Raw genomic sequence first — 21237 nt, 5'->3', positions numbered from 1 at the left:
GTCGTCGCAGCCCACCAGTCCGGCGGGATGACCTCCGGCTGTGCCGTGTGCCACACTTGATCCGCGGTGGGAGCTGACCACCTCGCCCGAGTCAGCTCCCATCGTCCCACCTCAGCGGCAGAGCACCGCTGAGGAGCCCCACGACGACGCACGCCCGGCCAGCCGACAGAGCGGGACCGGCCAGCAGAGAGAGACAGCATGACCTCGACGTCTTCCCCTGTCCGCACCCTCCTCGACGGCACCCGCCTGACGGAGCACCGGCTGCGGGTCCCCCTGGACCACGCGGCCCCCGACGGTGAAGGCCTCGACCTGTTCGCCCGTGAGTTCGTCACGCCGGAGGCCGCCGCCCGTGGTGAGGACCACGTGGCCCGGATGCCCTGGCTGCTGTTTCTGCAGGGCGGGCCCGGCGGCAAGGGCACCCGTCCGGCGCGGACCCCGGCGTGGATGCAGGAGGCCGGCAGCCGCTTCCGCATCCTGATGCTGGACCAGCGAGGCACCGGCCTGTCCACCCCGCTGACCCGCCATTCGGTGCTCCGCAGGGGCCGCGCAGCGGAGCAGGCCGCCTATCTGCGACGCTTCCGGGCTGACGCCATCGTCCACGACGCCGAGGCCTTCCGTCGGCACCTGGGCCTGCAGAGCTGGAGCGTGCTGGGGCAGAGCTTCGGCGGGTTCTGCACCCTGACCTATCTGTCCCTCTTCCCCGACTCACTGGACAGGGCGCTCATCACGGGCGGCCTTCCTCCTCTGACGGGCCACGCCGACCGGGTGTACCAAGCCACCTACGCGAAGATGGCGGCCCGGAACCGGGAGCACTTCGCCCGGTTCCCCGAGGACCGCGACAGGCTGGACGAGATCGTCGATCACCTCCGCCGCCACGAGGTGCTCCTGCCGGACGGCTCCCCGCTGACGGTCCCCCGTCTGCAGTCGGTGGGCATGCTGCTGGGTGGGAACACGCGGGCCGACTCTCTGCACTACCTGCTCGAGGAGGCCTTCGTCGCGCCGGGGACCGACGCGCTGTCCGACACGTTCCTGCACGCAGTCCACCAGCAGATCTCCTTCGCAGCGGCCCCCATGTATGCGGTGATGCACGAATCGATCTACGGTCAGCCCGCCGAGATGACGGACGGCCGCGGCGACACCGGCTGGGCGGCTGAGCGCGTGCTCGAAGACCACCCCGAGTTCTGCCCGACCGGGACCTCCCCGATGCTCACCGGAGAGATGATCCTGCGCCACCACCTGGCGCTGGACCCCGCGCTGGCACCCCTGGCGGAGGCCGCAGACCGACTGGCCGACGTCGACGACTGGGAGCCTCTCTACGACCTGGATCAGCTGGCACGGAACGAGGTCCCCACGGCGGCCGCCGTCTATACCGACGACGTCTATGTGGCCCGCGAGCTCTCCCTGGAGACCGCCTCCCGAGTCCGCGGGCTCAGCGTCTGGGAGACCGATGAGTTCCACCACGACGGTCTGCACGACAATGGAGCGAGGATCCTGCGGGAGCTGCTGCACCGCACTGACGCCTCAGCAGGCGCCCGGGACGGCCGGGCTGACGCCGCCGAGGAGGCTCAGGCGCCGTCAGCGCGGTACTCCACATGAGACGATCGTCGGGCAGCTCCGCTCAGGGGACGCCTCCCTCATGAGCTCTGCGCGGCGTGCTCCTCGTCCTCGCGCCGCGCGCGGGCTGCCGAGGTGAGCAGCGAGCTGATCACGGTGACGGCCAGCACCGCGACGATCACGATGAGCGAGAGCCCCGTGGAGATCTCCGGCACGGGAACGTTCTCGCCGCCGTTGATGAACGGCAGGTTGTTCTCATGCAGGGCGTGGAGCACCAGCTTGACCCCGATGAAGCCGAGGATCACCGCCAGACCGTAGGACAGGTGGACCAGCCGGTCCAGCAGCCCGTCGATCAGGAAGTACAGCTGCCGCAGCCCCATCAGCGAGAACGCCGTGGCCGCGAACACGATGTACGGCTCCTGGGTCAGCCCGTAGATCGCCGGGATCGAGTCCACGGCGAAGAGGATGTCGGTGCCGCCGATGGCCACCATGACCAGCAGCATCGGCGTGAGCATCCGCTTCCCGTCCACTCGTGTGACGAGCCGGTCGCCGTCGTAGTGGTCGGTGGTGTGCAGGAAACGCCGGGCCAGACGAATGATGATGTTGTCCGCCTCCTCGGCCGCGTCCTCTCCCGCGGCGCCCTTCTTCAGCAGCTGGACGGCGGTGACCAGCAGGATGATCCCGAAGAGGTAGAACACGTCGGAGAAGGCATGGATGAGGCCGGCCCCGACCAGGATGAAGGCGGTGCGGACGATCAGGGCGAAGACGATGCCGAACAGCAGGACCTTCTGCTGGTCCTCCCGGGGGACGTTGAAGCTGGCGATGATCACCAGGAAGACGAACAGGTTGTCCACCGAGAGCGCCTTCTCGGTGACATAGCCTGCGTAGTACTCGGTGGCCAGGGCAGGGTCGCCCATGGCGAGGAACACGAGTCCGAAGGCCAGCGCGGCGCCGATGTAGAGGGCCGACCAGACCGCGGCCTCCCGGATGCTCGGGATGTGCGCCTGGCGCACGTGGAAGACGAAGTCGAAGGCCAGCAGGCCGACGATGAGCAGGATGGTGAGTCCCCAGACCAGGGGTGTGATCTCCACAGGAGAGGGTCCTTTCGACAGTCACGAGGATGTGGGTGGTCCTCGCGAGTCTCTCCCCCGGACGCCTGCGCGATCCTGATGGATCTGCCGGCTCCCGACCGCTGTGCCCGGCAGGTCGACGACGACCCGCGTGCTGACGTGCACACCGCTGACGGATACTCCCTCACGCAGAGATCAGCATACACCCGCAGGCGCAGGCGGGCCCTGAAGGAGCCAGGGACCGGATCCCTGGCCGTGCTCAGTCGTGTCCGGCCTGCTGCATCTGGCGCAGCTCCTTCTTCAGGTCCCCGATCTCGTCCCGGAGCCGGGCGGCCAGCTCGAAGTTCAGCTCTTCGGCGGCGTGGTGCATCTGCCCGGTCATCTGCTCGATGAGGTCCGCCAGGTCGGCCGCCGGCGTCGTCGACGCGATGCTTCCCGCCGAAGCCGCCTCCGGGGACCCGTCATCCTGTGCGGCCGCACCCGAGGCGGAGCCCTCGAACCCGGTGTAGCCGCGATGGCCCTTGCCGTACTCGAAGCCGGTGGCCAGCCCGCCCATGCCCTGCAGCAGGTCCGCCGTGTCGGCGTCCTCGCGGGCCAGCTGGTCGGTGATGTCGGCGATCTTCTTCTGCAGCGGCTTGGGGTCGATGCCGTGCTCGTCGTTGTAGGCCTTCTGGATCTGCCGACGCCGTTCGGTCTCGTCGATGGCCTGACGCATGGAGTCGGTGATCCGGTCGGCGTACATGTGCACCTGTCCGGAGACGTTGCGGGCGGCGCGGCCGATCGTCTGGATCAGCGAACGGGTGGAGCGCAGGAAGCCTTCCTTGTCCGCGTCCAGGATCGACACCAGGGAGACCTCCGGCAGGTCCAGACCCTCCCGCAGCAGGTTGATCCCCACGACGACGTCGTGGACGCCCCTGCGCAGGTCGCGGAGGATCTCCACACGCTTGAGGGTGTCCACGTCGGAATGGAGGTATTCGACCTTGATCCCGTGGTCCAACAGATACTCCGTCAGGTCCTCGGCCATGCGTTTGGTCAGCGTGGTGACCAGCACCCGTTCGTCGCGCGCCGTCCTCTGGCGGATCTCGCCGAGCAGGTCGTCGATCTGACCCTTCGTCGGCTTCACCACCACCTCGGGATCGATGAGTCCCGTGGGGCGGATGATCTGTTCGACCACGCCGTCGGAGATGCCGAGCTCGTAGGGGCCCGGAGTCGCCGAGAGGTAGACGGTCTGCCCGATCCTCTCCAAAAACTCGTCCCATGTCAGCGGCCGGTTGTCCATCGCCGACGGCAGACGGAACCCATGCTCCACGAGTGTGCGCTTCCGGGACATGTCCCCTTCGTACATGCCGCCGATCTGCGGGATCGTGACATGGGATTCGTCGACGATCAACAGGAAGTCGTCCGGGAAGTAGTCCAGCAGACAGTGCGGAGCGGACCCCGGAGGCCGGCCGTCGATGTGCCGCGAGTAGTTCTCGATGCCGTTGCAGAAACCCATCTGCTGCATCATCTCGAGGTCGTAGGTCGTGCGCATGCGCAGCCGCTGGGCCTCCAGCAGCCTGTCCTGGGACTCCAGCTCGGCCAGCCGCTCGCGCAGCTCGTCCTCGATGGCGGTGACGGCCTTCGCCATGCGGTCGTCGCCGGCCACGTAATGGCTGGCGGGGAAGATGTACATCTCCTCCTCCTCACGCACCACGGTGCCCGTGAGCGGATGGAGGGTGTGGATCGCCTCGATCTCGTCGCCGAAGAACTCGATGCGCACCGCGAGCTCCTCGTACATGGGGATGATCTCCACCGTGTCCCCGCGCACCCGGAAGGTCCCTCGGTGGAAGTCGGTGTCGTTGCGCACGTACTGCATCCCCACGAATCGGCGCAGCAGATCATCGCGGTCCAGCGTGTCCCCACGCCGCACCGGCACCATCTGGGCGATGTACTCCTCCGGAGTGCCCAGACCATAGATGCACGAGACAGTAGCCACGACGACGACGTCCCGGCGGGTCAGCAGCGCATTGGTGGCGGAGTGCCGGAGCCGCTCGACCTCCTCATTGATGGAGGAGTCCTTCTCGATGAAGGTGTCCGTCTGCGGAACATAGGCCTCGGGCTGGTAGTAGTCGTAGTAGGAGACGAAGTACTCGACGGCGTTGTGCGGAAGCAGTTCGCGGAACTCGTTGGCCAGCTGGGCGGCGAGCGTCTTGTTCTGCACCATGATGAGCGTCGGGCGCTGCACCCGCTCCACGAGCCAGGCGGCGGTCGCCGACTTGCCGGTGCCCGTGGCGCCCATGAGCACGACGTCCTTCTCGCCGCCTTCGATGCGTTCGGCCAGCTCCTCGATCGCCTTCGGCTGGTCGCCGGAGGGCTGATAGGGGCTGACCACTTCGAAGGGAGCCACTGTGCGGCTGATCTTCGGCGCCAGAGACATCGTCCACTCGCCTCCCGTCCATGGGTCTCGCGGGCCAGGTTCCGGCCCCCAGGACAGCCTACCGCCTCACGCTCGAAGATGTCTTCGATCCGGGACCGTCGATCCCACACAGCTGATCCGGGCCGCTCATCCCGGACAGTCCGGGCGCCCTGCCCCGCGACGCCCGTTCAGGCTCGGCCGATGAGACCTCCGCGGTCGGACCGGGACAGCCGGTCCATCAGCTCGTCCACCCGAGCCTCCAGATCCTCCAGACTCCCGGAGTTGTCCAGCACGACGTCGGCGACCTCCGCGCGCTGCGCATCGGTGGCCTGCGCCTCGATCCGCGCTCGGGCGTCCGCCTCGGTGCCGTCCCGATCCTCGACGATGCGGCGGACCCTCTCCTCCTCCGGGGCCTGGACCACCACAACGAGGTCGAAGCGGTCGGCCTGCCCGGTCTCGACGAGCAGGGGGATGTCCTCCACCACTACGCTGCCGGGCGGAGCCTGCTCGCGCAGCGCCCGAGCCTGCTGACGCACCCGGGGATGGACGATGCTGTTGAGCCGCCGACGCGCCTCGGGGTCGGAGAAGACGATCGCGCCCAGCGCGGCCCGATCCAGCGCTCCCTCGGCGGTCAGCACGGACTCTCCGAAGGCCTCGGCGACCTCCGCCAGGCCCTCACCCCCGGGCTGCAGCGCGTAGCGGGAGAGGACGTCGGCGTCGATCACCACGGCGCCCCGGGCGGCCATCCTCTGAGCGACCGCCGACTTCCCGGAGGCGATCCCTCCGGTCAGGCCCACCAGCACGGTGCCACCGGGCCCGGGGGCCGGAGTCGAGGGCGCAGGTGACTCCACATCCGGGTCGCCGCCGGGGCCGGGCCGGCGGGCGGAGGAAGGTCGGGTCATGGGACGAGTCTATGCAAGAATCCGCCCATGACGCTTCCACCCGGTCCTCGCCTGCCGGCCACGGCCCAGACCCTGATGACCTACGGCGGAAGGATGCGTGCCTTCCCTCGGCTGCGTGCCCGCTATGGCTCCACCTTCACGCTCCGGCTGCTGCCGGGTCCGCAGACCGTCGTGCTGTTCTCGGACCCTGAGGACATCCGTCAGATCTTCGCCGGCGACTCCTGGGAATTCAGCGGAGCCGGGGGCAATGAGGTGCTGCGTGCCGCCATGGGTGATCAGTCGGTCATGCTCACCGACGGCCAGGATCACCGGGCCCTGCGCCGAGCGCTGATGCCCGCGTTCTCACCCCGTGCGGTCCAGGGTCACCGAGAGACGGTCCGACGCCTGGTCGCCGCGGAGGTCTCCGGCTGGCGGCCCGGAGACCGGATCGACGCCCTGGACCGGATGAGCGCGGTGACCTTGGACATCATGCTCCACGTCGTGTTCGGCGTGACCTCGGCCGACCGTCTCGAACGTCTTCGGCCGCGGGTGCTGCGGCTCGTGGAGGTGGGGCCGGTGGTCGCCTTGGGCTGGCTGTATCCCCGACTGCGCGGGATTCCTCCGTGGCGCGCCGAGCGCAGGAACCTGCGGCAGCTCGACGAGATCATCGCGGAGGAGCTGGCCGCCCGCCGGACCGCGGCTCCTTCGGGAGCCCGACCCGAGGACGGATCCCGACCCGACGCCGGATCGGGAGTCGGCGATTCGGGAGCCGGCAGTTCGGGGGATGACGTGCTGTCTATGCTGATCGACGCCGGGCTGGACGACGCCCAGCTGCGCGACCAGCTGATCACCCTGGTGCTGGCCGGGTACGAGACCACGGCCTCGGCGCTGGCTTGGACCCTGCATGAGCTCGGCCGCCATGACGAGGTGCGGCGCAGGGCGCGGCATGCTGCCGACGTCGGAGACGACGACTACCTGGAGGCCTGCCTGACGGAAGCGATCCGGCGACACCCCATCATCGACTTCGTGGCACGCACCCTGCGCACCGAGCAGCACATCGGCGGCTGGAGGATCCCTGCCGGGGTCACCGTGGCCCCGGCCATCATGCTCACCCAGATGGATCCGCAGCTCGTGCCGGACCCGGAGGACTTCGCCCCCGAGCGGTTCCTCGACGGAACTCACGACCCGGGGGCTTGGATCCCGTTCGGAGGCGGCGTCCGCCGATGCCTCGGGGCGGCCTTCGCCCAGATGGAGGGCGTGGAGGTCCTCAGAGAGGTGCTCCGCCGTGTGGATCCGGTGGCGAACCGGCCGGCCGGGACGCGGCTGCGCAACATCACCAACGTCCCCCGGGACGGGGCTCCGCTGCGCCTCCGGCCCCGGTGAGGGGAACAGGCGGCGAGGTCCACGGGCACGGCGGGTCGGACCGCGGTCCGACCCGCCGTGCCCGTGCCCGTTTCAGCGCCGGAGGCCGTCGGGGTCTGTCGGGTCGACCAAGGGGGTCTCTCCCGTGCGGATCCGATACTCCTCGACGATCTCCGGCTGCTCGACGTGCTCCACCTCCGGGGCGCCTTCCGGCTGGGTGCCCTCCTGGAAGTCGGGGGCCACCACTGCCTCGACCAGGGAGTCGTCGGCCTCCTCCATGCGGCGCTCGTACTCCTCGGGCGGCAGGGTCTTCAGCCAGCGACGGGTCCGCAGGTAGCCGACCTCTCCGGCATCCTCCCGCATAGCTCGAGAGAGGTTGAACATCATCAGATAGCCCAGCAGGAAGAAGGGCAGGCCCAGCACGATGGCCACGTTCTGCAGGGCCTCGAGGCCGCCGTCGCCGGTGGCGGTGAGCAGGATCGCCGCGATCAGGCCGATGGACACCGCCCAGAAGCCCTTCTGATGGGCCGGCACCTTGCCCTCGAAGCCTGAGGACATGTCGTTGAGCACCAGGGCGCAGGAGTCCATGGAGGTGATGAAGAAGATCGAGACGAGCATGATCGCGACCGCCGAGGTCAACGTCACCAGCGGGAAGTCGCCGAGGAAGGCGAACAGCGCCCCGGGGATGTCTCCTTCGCCGACCACGCGTTCCACCAGGCCCCCGTCGCCGTGCATCTCGATGTCGAAGACTCCGGTGCCCCAGACGCCGAACCAGATGATGGTGAACGCCGTGGGCAGCCCCAGGACTCCGGCCACGAACTGCCGGACGGTGCGTCCCCGTGAGATGCGGGCGATGAAGATCCCCACGAAGGGCGACCAGGTGATGGTCCAGGCCCAGTAGAAGATGGTCCAGCCGTTCTGCCAGCCGGTGTCCGCCATCGTGTCGTTCCAGAACGCCAGCTCGGGCAGCATCGCCGCATAGACGCCCGTCCACTCGATCATGCCGCGCAGCAGGTAGACGGTCGGCCCCGTGATCAGGATGAAGACCAGCAGCGCGATGGCCACCCAGATGTTGAAGTTGGAGAGCCGCTTGATGCCTCGGTTCACCCCGAGGAGCGTAGAGATCAGGGCCACGATCGTCACCGCGGTGATGATCATGATCTGAGACAGCGCCCCTTCGTCGATGCCGAAGAGCTCCGCGAGACCCGAGTTGATCTGCATGGTGCCCAGACCGATCGACACCGCCACGCCGAAGACGGTGCCCACAATCGCCAGGATGTCGATGGCCTTCCCGGCCGGTCCGTGGATCTTCTCCCCCAGCAGCGGCTGGAAGATGGAGGACACTCGCGGGGGAAGGTTGCGTTTGTAGATGAAGTAGGCGAACGCCAGGCCGGGAAGCGTGAAGATCGTCCAGGTGTGCAGTCCGAAGTGGTACAGCGTGAAGCCCATCGCTTCGGACGCCGCCTCCGCGGTGCCGCCGACCACGATGGTGGGGTCGACGCTGCCTCCGCCGTCGACGATCTCCGCGGCCTCGTCCGCGGAGATGCCCCGCGGCGGGTTCGCGAAGTGGTTCACCGGCTCGGCCACGGCCCAGAACATCAGGATCGTTCCGATCCCAGCGGCGAAGAGCATCCCGAACCAGGAGACGTCCGAGTGCTCAGGGGTCTCGTCGTCCTGACCGAGGCGCATCCGTCCGAAGCGTCCGAGGGCGATGTAGATGAGGAAGAGCAGGAAGATCGTCACGCCGGAGACGTAGAACCAGCCGAGGTTGTCATAGATCCACCCCGATCCGGTGCCGAAGAACTCCCCCATGCCGGTCGGGTTGAGCAGGGTGAGCACGACGAATCCCAGGATGATCGCCGCCGAGGCGAAGAACACCACAGGGCTTGTCCGCAGTCTGAACAGGTCGTGGAACCTTTCGAGCATCAGGATGCCTTTCGTCGGTCTGCCTGGTGTCCGGGGCGCCGATCTCAAGGTGCGGTCTCGGTGTTCCGGAACGTGTCACTCACCGTAGGAGAATATGGGATTGTTTTCACGTTTTCACCGATGACGGCGTGTAGCCCCAGGTGGATGCGTACACTCTACGGGCCGTCGCCTCCCGCGACCAGGCCCTCGGCACCCCTCCGCATGTCATCTTCGCCGCGGATCATCCCCTCACGGGAACGGCATTCATGATGGTCCGCAATGACTCCTGAACATCGGCTGATCATCACCTGAATGCCAGCAGGTTCGGCGAGCTCCTCTAGACTGGTGGCCCATGAGCCCCTCCCTCGCCGGCCGCCTGAGCACCGTCCTCACCGAGGACGCCGAGGTCGTCGTCGAGCTGGAGCGCAGGAAGTCACGGTTCCTCACCGTGCTCCGACGCACCCCGACGCTCGAAGACGCCCAAGCGCTGGTCGACCGGCTGCGCCGCGAACACCACACCGCTCGGCACCATTGCAGCGCCTGGGTGATCGGACCGTCCCAGGAGCTCCGGCGCGGCAACGACGACGGGGAGCCCTCCGGCACCGCCGGGGCACCGATGCTGGAGGCCCTCACACACGCCACCACCATGGACGGACGACAGGACCTCACGGATGTCACCGCGGTGGTGGTGCGCTGGTTCGGCGGCACTCTGCTGGGCGCCGGCGGACTTGTGAGCGCCTACTCCGACTCCGTGGTCGCCGCGGTCGAGCAGGCGCACGCCCACGGCCTGCTGCGCCGACGCCGTCGCCTGCGCCAGGTGAGTCTGCCGGCGCCGGTCGCGGTCGTCGGGCGCTGGGAGAACGAGCTCCGGGCCGCCGGGGTGACCGTGATGAGCACCGAGTACAGCACCGAGTACAGCACCGAGTACAGCACCGACGCGACCGCCCGGCTCAGCCTGGCCGTCGACGACACGGCCCAGGACCGCGAGGACCTCGAGGCACGGCTCGCCCAGCTGAGCTCGGGGCGCCCCTGCCTGCAGGAGGACGGCCACATCTGGGTGGAGCAGAGGCCATGAGCCCTTCTGACGTCCCCGCGTCCCCTGTGCCGGAGGGCCGGACGCCGGCGGTCCGGCCCTCGGCCCTGACGTCCCTCGCGCTCCTCGACGACCTCGATCAGCACCCTCCCGAAGGGCCCGGCGCCGATGCCGCCGACCGGCTGCTGCTGGATACGGCGGCCGCCTGGTGGACGGCCGGACATCCCCGCGACGCCGTCGCCGTGGCCGACGACCGCTGGGGCGCACTGACGCTGAGCCTGCTGGCCGCGCCGCCGGAGCTGCGCCCACTGACGCTGCGCACGGGTCAGGACGCCCGCAGCGGGGAGCTCGCCGCACAGGCCAACGCCGTCCGGCACGGTCTCACCGACAGCCTCCAGGCGCTCCCCCGGACCTGCGGCGTCACCGAGGAGCTGGTCGCCGGGGCCCGGACCGTGCTGATGCCGCTTCCCCGTGCTCTGGAGACCCTTCAGGACTGGACCTGGCTGGTGGCCGAGCACGCCGCCGACGACGTCGTCCTGCTCGCCGGCGGACGGGACAAGCACATGACCCGCTCCATGAACGAGGTGCTGGCCGCCTGCTTCACCGACGTGGTGCCCGGGCGCGGCCGCGGCAAGGCCCGTGTGCTGACCGCCCGAGGACCGCGCCGGGGACGCACCGCCCCGTTCCCCCGACGTCAGGACCACTCGGGGGTCTCCGACCTGGGCCTCCCGCCGCCGCTGACGCTGCACGCACAGGGGGCCGTCTATGGCGGGACCAGCCTGGACCCGGGCACGCGCCTGATGCTCAGCACTCTGGCCGACGGGTCCGCCGAGGCGCTGCCCTCCGCCGACGGCACACTGCTGGACCTGGGCTGCGGGAACGGCACCATCGCCGTGTGGGCGGCCCTCCGTGACCCCGACCTTCAGGTGACCGCCGTGGACCAGTCCGCCTCCGCCGTGGCCTCCACGCGGCTCAGCGCCGAGGCGGCCGGCGTCGCCGACCGGGTCCGCACCGTCCGAGACGACGGGCTGTCCCGCTGGCCGGACGGCTCCGTCTCCACCATCCTGCTGAACCCCCCGTTCCACCGGGGCAACGCGGTGGACCCCACGGTCGCCCACCGGCTCATCGCCGAGGCCGGTCGGGTGCTGGCTCCGGGCGGCCACCTGGTGTGCGTCTGGAACTCCCACCTGCGACACCGGCCGGTCCTCGAACGCCGGGTGGGCCCCACCCGGCAGCTCGCACGGAACCCGACCTTCACCGTCACCGAGTCGACCAGACGACGCTGACCCGGCGTCGCCCGGCTCGCCGCCGCCCACGACGAAGGCCCCGCCCCACCAGAGGTGGGACGGGCCCTTCAGCGACTCAGCAGATCCGTGCGGATCAGGCGTTGCCGGTCAGCTTCTCCCGCAGAGCGGCCAGCGCCTCGTCAGAGGCCAGGGTGCCCGCGTCCTCGGTCGGCTGAGCCGAGGAGTAGTTGGACGGAGCCGGCTCCGACGACTTGGAGCTGCTGCTGCCGCCCACAGATGCCTGGGCGACGGCCTCGGCGTCGGCGGTGATGGCGGCGGCCACCTGCTTCTTGTGGGCCTCCCAGCGCTCCTGAGCGGCGGCGTACTGAGCCTCCCAGGCAGCGCGCTGCTCCTCGAAGCCCTCCATCCACTCGTTGGTCTCCGGGTCGAAGCCCTCGGGGTACTTGTAGTTGCCCTCGTCGTCGTACTCGGCGTCCATGCCGTACAGCGCCGGGTCGAACTCGGTGCCCTCGGGGTCCACGCCCTCGTTGGCCTGCTTCAGCGACAGGCTGATGCGGCGGCGCTCCAGGTCGATGTCGATGACCTTGACGAAGAGCTCCTCGCCGACGGACACGACCTGCTCCGCCAGGTCCACGTGGCGCACGGCGAGCTCGGAGATGTGCACCAGGCCCTCGATGCCGTCCTCGACGCGCACGAACGCGCCGAAGGGCACCAGCTTGGTGACCTTGCCGGGCACGATCTGGCCGAGGGCGTGGGTGCGGGCGAAGGTCTGCCACGGGTCTTCCTGGGTGGCCTTCAGGGACAGCGAGACACGCTCGCGGTCCATGTCCACCTCGAGGACCTCGACGGTGACCTCCTGGCCGACCTCGACGACCTCGTTCGGGTGGTCGATGTGCTTCCAGGAGAGCTCGGAGACGTGCACCAGACCGTCGACGCCGCCCAGGTCCACGAAGGCACCGAAGTTGACGATCGAGGAGACGGTGCCGGTGCGGACCTGGCCGCGCTCCAGCTTGTTGAGGAAGGAGGAGCGGACCTCGGACTGGGTCTGCTCCAGCCACGCCCGGCGGGACAGAACCACGTTGTTGCGGTTCTTGTCCAGCTCGATGATCTTGGCCTCGATCTCCTGACCGATGTACGGGGCCAGGTCGCGGACGCGACGCATCTCGACCAGGGAGGCCGGCAGGAAGCCGCGCAGCCCGATGTCGAGGATGAGGCCGCCCTTGACGACCTCGATGACGGTGCCGGAGACGACGCCGTCCTCGTCCTTGATGCGCTCGATGTCGCCCCAGGCGCGCTCGTACTGCGCACGCTTCTTGGAGAGGATCAGACGCCCTTCCTTGTCCTCCTTGGTGAGGACCAGAGCCTCCACCTGGTCGCCGACGGCGACGACCTCGTCCGGGTCGACATCGTGCTTGATGGACAGCTCGCGGGACGGGATGACGCCCTCGGTCTTGTACCCGATGTCGAGAAGGACCTCGTCACGGTCGACCTTGACGATGGTGCCTTCCACGAGGTCGCCGTCGTTGAAGTACTTCATGGTCTCGTCGACGGCGGCGAGGAACTCCTCAGCAGTGCCGATGTCGTTGATGGCGACCTGCGGGGCGGTTGCGGTGGTGGTCATGTAGTAGGGGCTCCGATATGGATTGTGTGCTGGACTGGTCAGTGCACGGTTCTCCATGCACTGAGCGACGGACGAATGACAGACTGCCGGCCCAGGCGCCACAGGGCGTCAGGGCCGAGCAGGATCAGTGTCAGAGGTCTGATTCGACTCTGTGCGCAGAACGCGCCCGCCCAGTCTATACTGCGCGGCCAATCGGGTTCAACCGGGCGGCGGCCGGGTCCTGATCCGCCGTGCGACGGCACCCAGAGACGGTCGGATCGCCCCGACGGCGGCCGCAGCCGACCGATCAGAAGTGCGTCGCGCAGTGCGGCGCCGCGGGCAGGTCCCAGCTGGCCGACAGACGGGCCAGCAGCTCCTGCTTCTCGGTCGCTCCCCCGTCCACGGCGAGGCGACCCACGGCGTGCAGGGCGCGCACTGAGACGTCGCCGAGCAGCAGCGAGCCCAGCGTCTCGGCATCGAGGGTCACCACCGGCAGCCGGTGCCCCACATCCGACGGTGACGGCTCCCCCACAAGGGCCTCCACCCGGGCCGACCCCTCGTGGACCTCCACGCGGTAGGCGCCGTCGACGATGCCCAGCCGATCCTCGACCTGCAGCAGCATCTGCCCGTCCGCGCCCCAGTCCCGAGCCTGCAGGCACTGCGCGACGTCGAGGACACGGACCCACAGCACATCGGTCTCCCCGACGACCTCACGGGCGCGGGGGTTCACCAGCGCATGGGACAGCGGATCCTCGAGCGGAGCGCGGGAGAAGGTCACCCGACGCACCAGGTCCATCTCCGCCAGGTGGCGCCACAGCTCGACACGACTCGTCGCGTCCCGGGAGACCATGTCCATGACCTCCATCGTCGGCGGCTCGCTGTCCCAGCCGGAGAAGCGGAAGACGGCGCAGCCACCGATCTCTCCGTCCTCGCGCACGTGGACGATGCCCCGCACGGCCCGATCCCAGGAGGCGGCATCGTCGCGGCTCCACCGGGCTGTGGCGTAGTTCCGGTAGGCGGCGTGGCGCCCCACCGAGCCGCGCTCACGGGCATGCTGGACGGCGAAGACCTCCGCGAGGACATCGCCCAGCCGCGTCGGGTCCACCGGCAGGACCGTGCCGGTGGGTGCGGAGCGCAGGGCGAAGCCGTCACCGGCGGGCGTCGTGTTGAGCCGGATCCGCTGCTCCCGGGTGGCGGCGCCGAACCCGAATCGGCCGTAGATGCCGCCCTCGGAGACCGTCAGCGCGGCCACCGGCAGTCCGTCGTCCACCGCGGCGGCCAGCCGCGCGGTCATCATGTGGCTGAGGATCCCCCGACGCCGGAAGCCCGGGTTGACGGTCACCCCGGAGATCAGGCGGGCCGGAAGGAGCTCCTCCCCGAGGTTGAGGGTCTTGTCCCACTCCACGAAGGTGCCCACCGGATGCTCCGGCCCGTGGCCGAGCCGCTCCAGGGCCCCGCCCCAGGGCTCGAGGGCGGCGTGGCCGGGGTCCACGTACACACCGGTGAGCACTTGGCCGTCCTCCACGAAGGCCTCCTGCCAGCGCTCCACGTTGGCGGAGGAGAGCCACCCCTCATAGAACCCCTGGGCCACGCTCCGGGTGAAGGCGGCCGCGCGTCCGTCGCTCGAGGCGTCGGGCTCGATCGGGAACGTCTCGACGCGCAGACCGTCGGCGAGCGGGGCGACGGCCGGCGGGCGAGGCACAGCCGGTGTGTCAGATGCTGAGGAGCGGGGAGTCATGGTGGTCACAGGCCCAGCCTAGCGGCATGCCCCGGGAACGTCGTGGCCAGGCGTCAGTGCGCCGCCTCGTGCCACGAGGAGCCGACCCCGACGTTGACGTCCAATGGCACGGAGAGCTCCGCGGCGGCTCCCATGCGCTCCACCACCAGCCGCTCGACAGCCTCCCGCTCCCCCGGGGCGATCTCGAGGACGAGTTCGTCATGGACCTGCAGCAGCATCCGGGAGGCAAGACCTTCCGCGCGCAGGGCGGCGTCCACATCGAGCATGGCGCGCTTGATGATGTCCGCGGCGGATCCCTGGATGGGGGCGTTGAGCGCCGCACGCTCGGCCATCTGGCGCAGCTGCCGATTGTCGCTGGTCAGGTCAGGCAGGTACCGGCGGCGTCCGTAGAGCGTCGAGGTGTAGCCGTCCGCGCGGGCCTGCTCGACCACTTCACGCAGATAGTCGCGCACCGCCCCGAAGCGCTGGAAGTACTCGTTCATCAGATCCCGCGCCTCATCCACTCCGATGCCGAGCTGCTTCGACAGACCGAAGCTGGAGAGGCCGTAGACCAGGCCGTAGCTCATCGCCTTCACCTTGGAGCGCATCTCCGCGGTGACCTCCTCGGTGCCGACGCCGAAGACTCGCGCGCCCACGAAGCTGTGCAGGTCCTCGCCGGCGCGGAAGGCGTCGATGAGCGCCTGATCCCCGGAGAGGTGAGCCATGATGCGCATCTCGATCTGCGAGTAGTCGGCCGTCATCAGGGCCTCGTACCCCTCGCCCACGACGAAGGCGTCCCGGATGCGCCGACCGGCGGCGGTGCGCACCGGGATGTTCTGCAGATTCGGATGCAGGGAGGACAGCCGCCCGGTGGCCGCGACCGTCTGAGCATAGGTGGTGCGGATGCGCCCGTCGTCATCGATGGAGCCCTGCAGCCCGGTGACCGTCTGCCGCAGCTTGGTGGCGTCCCGGTGAGCCATCAGGTGGACGAGGAACTCGTTCTCAGTCTTGACCAGCAGGTCCTGCAGGGACTCGACGTCGGTGGAGTAGCCGGTCTTGGTCTTGCGCGTGGTCGGCAGGCCCAGCTCCTCGAACAGCACAGTCTGCAGCTGCTTGGGCGAGCCCAGATTCACCTCATGCCCCACCACGGCGTAGGCGGCCTCCGCGGAGGCGCCGATGGAGGCGGCGAAGTCGGTGTCGAGCTTCTCGAGGCGGTCCCGGCTCACAGCGATGCCGGTGAGCTCCATCTGCAGCAGCACCTCCGCCAGCGGGATCTCCAGGTCCTGCAGCAGCGTGGTCGCCTCCCGTCCGGCGACCTGCTCCCGCAGCACCGCGCTGAGTCGGTGCAGGAGCATCCCGTGCAGGGCGGCCGTGTCGAGGTCGCTGCGGTTCACGCCGGGCACGACGTCCTGCGCGGAGAACAGGTCGGGAGCTCCGCCGTCGTCCTCAGCGCCGCCGATGAAGTCCTTCGGCTCGGTGGAGGTGCCGAGGTACTGGGTCACGAGATCCGCGAAGGCGAAGCTCCGACGGTCCGGCTGGATCAGGTACCCGGAGATGAGCGTGTCCTCCACGGCCCCCGCCAGCCGCAGACCCCTGCGGGCCAGCCGACGGCCGGCGTCCTTGAGGTCATGCATCAGCTTGGGCCGCTCGGCATCGGCGAGCCAGTCCGCCAGCGCACCCTCCAGTGCGGCGTCCGCCTCGGCCAGAGAGACCGCGAGCGCCTCCTCGGGCCCCTCGGGGACGAGGACGACGGCGAGAGCCTCCGCCACGCGGGCAGCCTCGTCCCGCTTGGCCTTGGTGGACAGGCTCTCGCCGCTGCGGTCCAGGCACAGGGCGACCGCGATCGGGCCCTGGGATGCCTCCAGGGCACCGGTCAGCTCCTCGGCGTCGGTGATCAGGCGCAGTGCGGGCAGCGCCTCCGTCGGTTCGGCGGCGACCTCCGCGTCCGGGAACCGCTGGGCGAAGGTCTCGAAGAGCCTCTCGCGGATCTGGTTGAACTGCAGGGCGTCGAACAGGGGCTCGATCGCCTCACGGTCGGGAAGCGTCAGCGCGGTGTCCTCGAGGGCCACGGGCAGGTCCAGGTCGCAGACGAGCCGGTTCAGCTCGAGGTTGCGTTCGACGTCGGCGACGGCGGCGCGGAGGTTCTCGCCGACCTTGCCGCCGATCTGGTCGGCCTGGGTGATGATCTCGCGGGTCGAGCCGTACTGGGCCAGCCACTTGGCGGCGGTCTTGGGGCCGACCTTCGGCACGCCCGGGAGGTTGTCGGCCGTCTCGCCCACCAGCGCCGCGAGGTCGGGATACTTCTCCGGAGGGACCAGGTACTTGGCCTCCACACCGGCGGGGTCGAGCAGCGTGACCTTGGACAGGCCGGAGGTGGGGTACATCAGGGTGGTGCGGTCAGTGACGAGCTGCAGGGCGTCGCGGTCGCCGGAGACGATGAGCGTCTCCCAGCCGGCCGCCTCCGCCAGGGTCGTGTAGGTGGCGACGATGTCATCGGCCTCGTAGCCCTCCACGGTGACCGCGGGGATGTTCATCGCGGCGGCGACCTGCTTGATGAGCGCGATCTGGCCACGGAACTCTTCGGGGGTCTTGTCCCGCCCGCCCTTGTATTCGTCATAGGACTCGTGCCGGAACGTCGGGGTGTCCAGGTCGAAGGCCAGGGCGACATGCGTGGGCTGCTCCTCGCGGATGAGCTTGAGCAGCATGTTGGTGAAGCCGTGGACTGCGTTGGTGTACTGCCCGGAGTCGGTGATGAAGCTCTCCGGCGGCAGGGCGTAGAAAGCCCGGAAGGCCATGGAATGACCGTCGATGACGAGGAGCTTCTCACCCCCGGCGTCGGCGGCGGCGGCTGAGGACGGCTGGGGGCTGGCTTCACTCTTCGGGCTCACAGTGCAACTCTAGTGGGCATGAGTGGAGATTTCACCGCCGGCGCCGCACCTGCCGGCAGCGCCGAGACGCACATGGCCCCCGTCCCCAGCCGCCTGCCCGATGAGGCCGAGCGGACCGCCCTCCTGCAGGCCGCCGGAGTCCCGGAGCACCTGCACGGTCTGATGGGACCCCACGGGGTCGCCCCGCTGGGCCGGAAGATGGGGCTGCACTTCGAGGAGATGACCCCGGAGAGGGTGGTCGCCACGCTGCCGGTGGCCGGCAACGAGCAGAACATGGGGCTCTTCCACGGTGGGGCTCACATGGTCCTCGCCGAGACGCTGGGGTCTCTGGCGGCGATCCTGCATGTGCGGCTCACCCTGGGCCTGCCGAACGCGGTGGTGGGCACCGAGCTGGGCGCCACCCACCACCGGGCGGTCACCGACGGCGTGGTGACCGGGACGTGCACTCCCATCACCCTGGGGCGCACGCTGACCTCGCATGAGATCGTCATGCGGGATGAGCAGGGTCGGCGGCTGTCCACGGCCCGGATGACGAACATCATCCTCACGCGGCGGGACTGATCGGCGCCGCGTCTCCGCCCGCGCGGCGCTGTTCGGTGAGACAGGTCACCGGGTGGGATACTCGCCCCTATGATCGAGACCGCGAACACCACAGTCCAGCTCGTGGCGGTGATCCTGTACTTCGCGTGCATGGTCGCCATCGGGTACTACGCGTACCGCCGCACCACGGACCTCACCGACTACATGCTCGCCGGGCGGAACCTCCGGCCCTCCACGGCCGCGCTGTCCGCCGGTGCCTCCGACATGTCCGGCTGGCTCATGATGGGGCTTCCCGGCGCCATCTATGCCCGCGGGCTCGTCGAGGCGTGGATCGCCATCGGGCTCACCATCGGTGCCTGGCTGAACTGGAAGTTCGTGGCACCGCGCCTGCGCGCCTACACGGAGGTCGCCAGCAACTCCATCACGATCCCCAGCTTCCTGGAGGCCCGCTTCCGCACCGGCAACCACGCGCTGCGGATCATCGCCGGGCTCATCATCCTGGCGTTCTTCATCTTCTATGTGTCCTCCGGTCTGGTCGCCGGCGGACAGTTCTTCACCGTGGCCTTCGGGCTGGACTACCTGCAGGGCATGCTCATCGTCGCCGGCGTCACGGTCGTCTACACGTTGGTGGGCGGCTTCCTCGGCGCCTCACTGACGGATGTGGTCCAGGGGACGATGATGTTCCTGGGCCTGCTGCTGGTGCCGCTGTTCGCCGTGGTGGTCCTCGGCGGCGTCGGCGATGTGGGCTCCGGCGTCTCGGCGGCGGACGCCGTGCAGGCCACCGCGGCCGGCGCCGAGGTGGACCGGATGAGCTTCCTGGCGGGCGCCTCCGCCCTGGGCATCATCTCCGCGGCCGCCTGGGGTCTGGGGTACTTCGGCCAGCCGCACATCATCGTCCGCTTCATGGCCATGCGCTCGGCCGCCGACGCTCCGGCGGCCCGCCGCATCGGCATCGGCTGGATGGCCCTGGCCGGCGCGGGGGCCATCTTCACCGGACTGGTGGGCATCGCCTACTTCCACGGTGAAGGCGTGGACCTGACCCAGGACGGCCGGGAGGAGCAGGTCTTCCTGCTGCTCTCGCAGGCGCTGTTCCATCCGTTCGTCGCCGCGCTGCTGCTCGCCGCGGTGCTGGCGGCCGTGATGTCCACGATCTCATCCCAGCTGGTGGTCTGCTCCTCCGCCCTGGTGGAGGACATCTACCTGTCGTTCGGCCGCACCACCAGCAGAGGCCAGCAACTGATGCTGGGCCGCGGCGCGGTCCTGTCGGTCGCGATCGTCGCCACGCTGCTGGCCCTGGACACCGACTCTACGATCCTGGATCTGGTCGGTTTCGCCTGGGCGGGCTTCGGCGCCGCCTTCGGGCCGGTCATCCTGCTGAGCCTGTACTGGCGCCGCCTGACCATGGCCGGTGCGCTGGCCGCGATGATCACCGGGGCGGTCACCGTGGGCATCTGGGGCAACGTCGACGCGCTGTCCGGGTTCCTCTACGAGATCGTCCCCGGCTTCGTGCTGGCCACGCTGGCCGCTTGGGTCGTCTCCCGGATCACCTGGCGTGAGGACGACGCCGCCGCTGAGGTCGCAGCCGAGTTCGACGCGATGCTGGAGGCCTCCGGGGCCCGCACGGCGGCACGCTGATCCCGCCCGCCGTGGCCGCTCAGCGGCTGCCGGCCTTCCTGGGCGCCCGGCGGGCGTCCAGGAAGGCCAGGATCGCCGCCTCCATCGCCTCCGCGTGGCGCTCCGCGGTGTACCGGTCCCGGATGATCTCGAGTCCTCGGGCACCCATGCGCCGCAGACCGGCGGGGTCATCGACGAGCTCCTGCAGGACCTGCCGCAACGACTCCGGATCTCCGCTGCGGTAGAGCCGTCCGGTCTCGCCGTCGATGACCGCTTCGATCTCCGGAGACGAGTCCGGGTTGCCGTCCTCCGCCACCACGGGCACGCCCAGGCTGAGCGCCTGGGTGACGTTGAGGCCCGCGCCGCCGATGGACACCGCGGCGTCGGCGCGTGCGTAGAGCTGACGCAGCGTGGGCAGGTCGTAGACCGCACCCAGGAACTCCGCGTCGACGCCGGCCTCGACGAATCGTCGCTCCAGGCGGGGACGCTCGACGCCGTCTCCGACCACTAAGACACGAGGACGCGCCGCGGCGGGCATGAGCTCCAAGGCCTCGGCCAGCGTGTCCAGGCGGTGCCGGGTGGTGAGTCGGGAGCTGTAGATCAGAGTGGGCCGGCGCGGCGCCTCCGGCGCGCCGGCGGCGTCCTGCGGGTCGGCGTCCTGCTGGTCGGCGGCGTGCGGGTCGGCGTCAGCAGGTGCAGCGGCGATCTGGTCCTCCGCGTAGATGCTGTTGTAGACCACGGCGATCTTCTCCGCGGGGACCCCGTAGGAGACGCCCAGCTCGCGGGCCCGGTCGCCGTAGACCAGCAGACCGTCGCACAGCGCGTAGAAGGCCAGACGCAGCCGACGTTTCAGCCCGGCTTCGGGACGCTTCCAGCCGTGCCCCCACAGCAGCACCGTCCGCCCGGTGAGCCTGCCGGCGAGCATCGCGGCCCAGGCCGAGAGCGTATAGATCCGTCCCGCCAGGACGTAGACGTCGTGCCGGCCGGAGAGCACGTCCCGCACCTGGCCGCGTTCCCACCACAGCTCGCCCCAGGAGAGGAAGCGCAGCGGGGTGACCTGAGCCAGCAGCTCCTCCGAGGCGGACTGGATACGGTCGGCCGCCGTGCCCTCGGAGTTGCGGTACCGTCCCACGAGGTCGACATCGAGGCGGGTGCTGGCGAGCAGACGGCGCAGCAGCGGTTCCCGGTAGTGCGAGACGGTCGGCTGGACGACGAGGAAGACCTTCGGCGGCGAATCCTGCTCCCGCGACGTTCGACGACCGGGGACTCGCATGCACGCTCCTCGTTGGAGACCGAGAGGGGAACTCGAGGGAACCTCAGAGCAGAGTTGGAGGGGATGACGGGAATCGAACCCGCGTCGTCGGTTTGGAAGACCGAAGCTTTACCATTAAGCTACATCCCCGTTCGCGACCGTCGTCGCAACGATCACCC

13 protein-coding genes, 1 tRNA gene and 1 pseudogene are annotated in these 21237 nt (G+C 69.5%); 6 read left to right on the top strand and 9 right to left on the bottom strand.

Features of this window, described 5'->3' with window-relative positions:
* Window positions 1-198: 198 nt before the first annotated feature.
* Complete coding sequence (locus ABD658_RS03755; protein WP_344685453.1) at window positions 199-1596, top strand: alpha/beta fold hydrolase; 1398 nt, start codon at window positions 199-201, stop codon at window positions 1594-1596.
* A 74-nt stretch (window positions 1597-1670) separates the two neighbouring features.
* Here the strand turns inward: ABD658_RS03755 and ABD658_RS03750 are convergent.
* The 3 genes and pseudogenes from ABD658_RS03750 to coaE all read right to left on the bottom strand — a co-directional run.
* Window positions 1671-2645, bottom strand: a pseudogene (locus ABD658_RS03750) (TerC/Alx family metal homeostasis membrane protein); the annotation flags it as partial.
* 238 nt (window positions 2646-2883) lie between these two features.
* The gene (gene uvrB / locus ABD658_RS03745) at window positions 2884-5040 is read right to left on the bottom strand and encodes an excinuclease ABC subunit UvrB (RefSeq protein WP_344685448.1); all 2157 of its coding nucleotides are present in this window, start codon (window positions 5038-5040) and stop codon (window positions 2884-2886) included.
* Window positions 5041-5207: 167 nt separating this feature from the next.
* Window positions 5208-5765: a dephospho-CoA kinase gene (gene coaE / locus ABD658_RS03740; protein WP_237090015.1), complete on the bottom strand. Its 558-nt coding sequence runs from the start codon at window positions 5763-5765 to the stop codon at window positions 5208-5210.
* 183 nt (window positions 5766-5948) lie between these two features.
* Between coaE and ABD658_RS03735 the strand changes: the two genes are divergently transcribed.
* Window positions 5949-7283: a cytochrome P450 gene (locus ABD658_RS03735; RefSeq protein WP_344685444.1), complete on the top strand. Its 1335-nt coding sequence runs from the start codon at window positions 5949-5951 to the stop codon at window positions 7281-7283.
* A gap of 72 nt (window positions 7284-7355) precedes the next feature.
* On the opposite strand, the gene ABD658_RS03730 is transcribed toward ABD658_RS03735, so the two are convergent.
* Entirely contained in the window at window positions 7356-9188 is a 1833-nt protein-coding gene (locus tag ABD658_RS03730; RefSeq protein ID WP_344685442.1) for a BCCT family transporter, read from the bottom strand.
* Window positions 9189-9519: 331 nt separating this feature from the next.
* Between ABD658_RS03730 and ABD658_RS03725 the strand changes: the two genes are divergently transcribed.
* Complete coding sequence (locus ABD658_RS03725) at window positions 9520-10242, top strand: IMPACT family protein (protein ID WP_344685440.1); 723 nt, start codon at window positions 9520-9522, stop codon at window positions 10240-10242.
* Entirely contained in the window at window positions 10239-11486 is a 1248-nt protein-coding gene (locus ABD658_RS03720) for a methyltransferase (protein WP_344685438.1), read from the top strand. The genes ABD658_RS03725 and ABD658_RS03720 overlap by 4 nt, the downstream gene beginning before the upstream one ends.
* Window positions 11487-11580: 94 nt before the next feature.
* Here ABD658_RS03720 and rpsA read toward each other — a convergent pair whose 3' ends face one another.
* The 3 genes from rpsA to polA all read right to left on the bottom strand — a co-directional run bounded on the left by rpsA (window position 11581) and on the right by polA (window position 17652).
* A complete protein-coding gene (gene rpsA, locus ABD658_RS03715; protein ID WP_344685436.1) occupies window positions 11581-13068 on the bottom strand; it encodes a 30S ribosomal protein S1 in 1488 nt (495 codons plus the stop codon).
* Between the two features lie 286 nt (window positions 13069-13354).
* Window positions 13355-14749: a GNAT family N-acetyltransferase gene (locus ABD658_RS03710; protein ID WP_344685434.1), complete on the bottom strand. Its 1395-nt coding sequence runs from the start codon at window positions 14747-14749 to the stop codon at window positions 13355-13357.
* 89 nt (window positions 14750-14838) lie between these two features.
* On the bottom strand, window positions 14839-17652 hold the full coding sequence (polA, locus tag ABD658_RS03705; RefSeq protein WP_344685432.1) for a DNA polymerase I: 2814 nt from the start codon (window positions 17650-17652) through the stop codon (window positions 14839-14841).
* 18 nt (window positions 17653-17670) lie between these two features.
* On the opposite strand from polA, the gene ABD658_RS03700 reads away from it, so the two are divergent.
* Both ABD658_RS03700 and putP read left to right on the top strand, forming a co-directional pair.
* Window positions 17671-18213, top strand: coding sequence for a hotdog fold thioesterase (locus ABD658_RS03700; RefSeq protein WP_344685430.1), 543 nt, complete (start codon window positions 17671-17673; stop codon window positions 18211-18213).
* A 69-nt stretch (window positions 18214-18282) separates the two neighbouring features.
* Window positions 18283-19827 carry a sodium/proline symporter PutP gene (putP, locus tag ABD658_RS03695; protein ID WP_344685428.1) on the top strand — a complete coding sequence of 515 codons (1545 nt, stop codon included), beginning with the start codon at window positions 18283-18285 and terminating at the stop codon, window positions 19825-19827.
* A 19-nt stretch (window positions 19828-19846) separates the two neighbouring features.
* Here the strand turns inward: putP and ABD658_RS03690 are convergent, their stop codons facing one another.
* Window positions 19847-21079, bottom strand: a complete 1233-nt coding sequence (locus tag ABD658_RS03690) for a glycosyltransferase family 4 protein (protein ID WP_344685426.1) — start codon at window positions 21077-21079, stop codon at window positions 19847-19849.
* A 55-nt stretch (window positions 21080-21134) separates the two neighbouring features.
* Window positions 21135-21208, bottom strand: a tRNA-Gly gene (locus tag ABD658_RS03685).
* Between the last annotated feature and the right edge of the window lie 29 nt (window positions 21209-21237).

The sequence above is a fragment of the Nesterenkonia aethiopica genome (assembly GCF_039534665.1).
GTDB lineage: Bacteria > Actinomycetota > Actinomycetes > Actinomycetales > Micrococcaceae > Nesterenkonia > Nesterenkonia aethiopica.
The sequence above is the reverse complement of the archived record's forward strand: the minus strand, read 5'-3'. Positions and strand labels throughout refer to the sequence as shown.

Coding starts and splice junctions, on each gene's coding strand:
- ABD658_RS03755 (WP_344685453.1), top strand. CDS start 199: ATGACCTCGACGTCTTCCCCTGTCCGCACCCTCCTCGACGGCACCCGC.
- uvrB (WP_344685448.1), bottom strand. CDS start 5,040: ATGTCTCTGGCGCCGAAGATCAGCCGCACAGTGGCTCCCTTCGAAGTG.
- coaE (WP_237090015.1), bottom strand. CDS start 5,765: ATGGCCGCCCGGGGCGCCGTGGTGATCGACGCCGACGTCCTCTCCCGC.
- ABD658_RS03735 (WP_344685444.1), top strand. CDS start 5,949: ATGACGCTTCCACCCGGTCCTCGCCTGCCGGCCACGGCCCAGACCCTG.
- ABD658_RS03730 (WP_344685442.1), bottom strand. CDS start 9,188: ATGCTCGAAAGGTTCCACGACCTGTTCAGACTGCGGACAAGCCCTGTG.
- ABD658_RS03725 (WP_344685440.1), top strand. CDS start 9,520: ATGAGCCCCTCCCTCGCCGGCCGCCTGAGCACCGTCCTCACCGAGGAC.
- ABD658_RS03720 (WP_344685438.1), top strand. CDS start 10,239: ATGAGCCCTTCTGACGTCCCCGCGTCCCCTGTGCCGGAGGGCCGGACG.
- rpsA (WP_344685436.1), bottom strand. CDS start 13,068: ATGACCACCACCGCAACCGCCCCGCAGGTCGCCATCAACGACATCGGC.
- ABD658_RS03700 (WP_344685430.1), top strand. CDS start 17,671: ATGAGTGGAGATTTCACCGCCGGCGCCGCACCTGCCGGCAGCGCCGAG.
- putP (WP_344685428.1), top strand. CDS start 18,283: ATGATCGAGACCGCGAACACCACAGTCCAGCTCGTGGCGGTGATCCTG.
- ABD658_RS03690 (WP_344685426.1), bottom strand. CDS start 21,079: ATGCGAGTCCCCGGTCGTCGAACGTCGCGGGAGCAGGATTCGCCGCCG.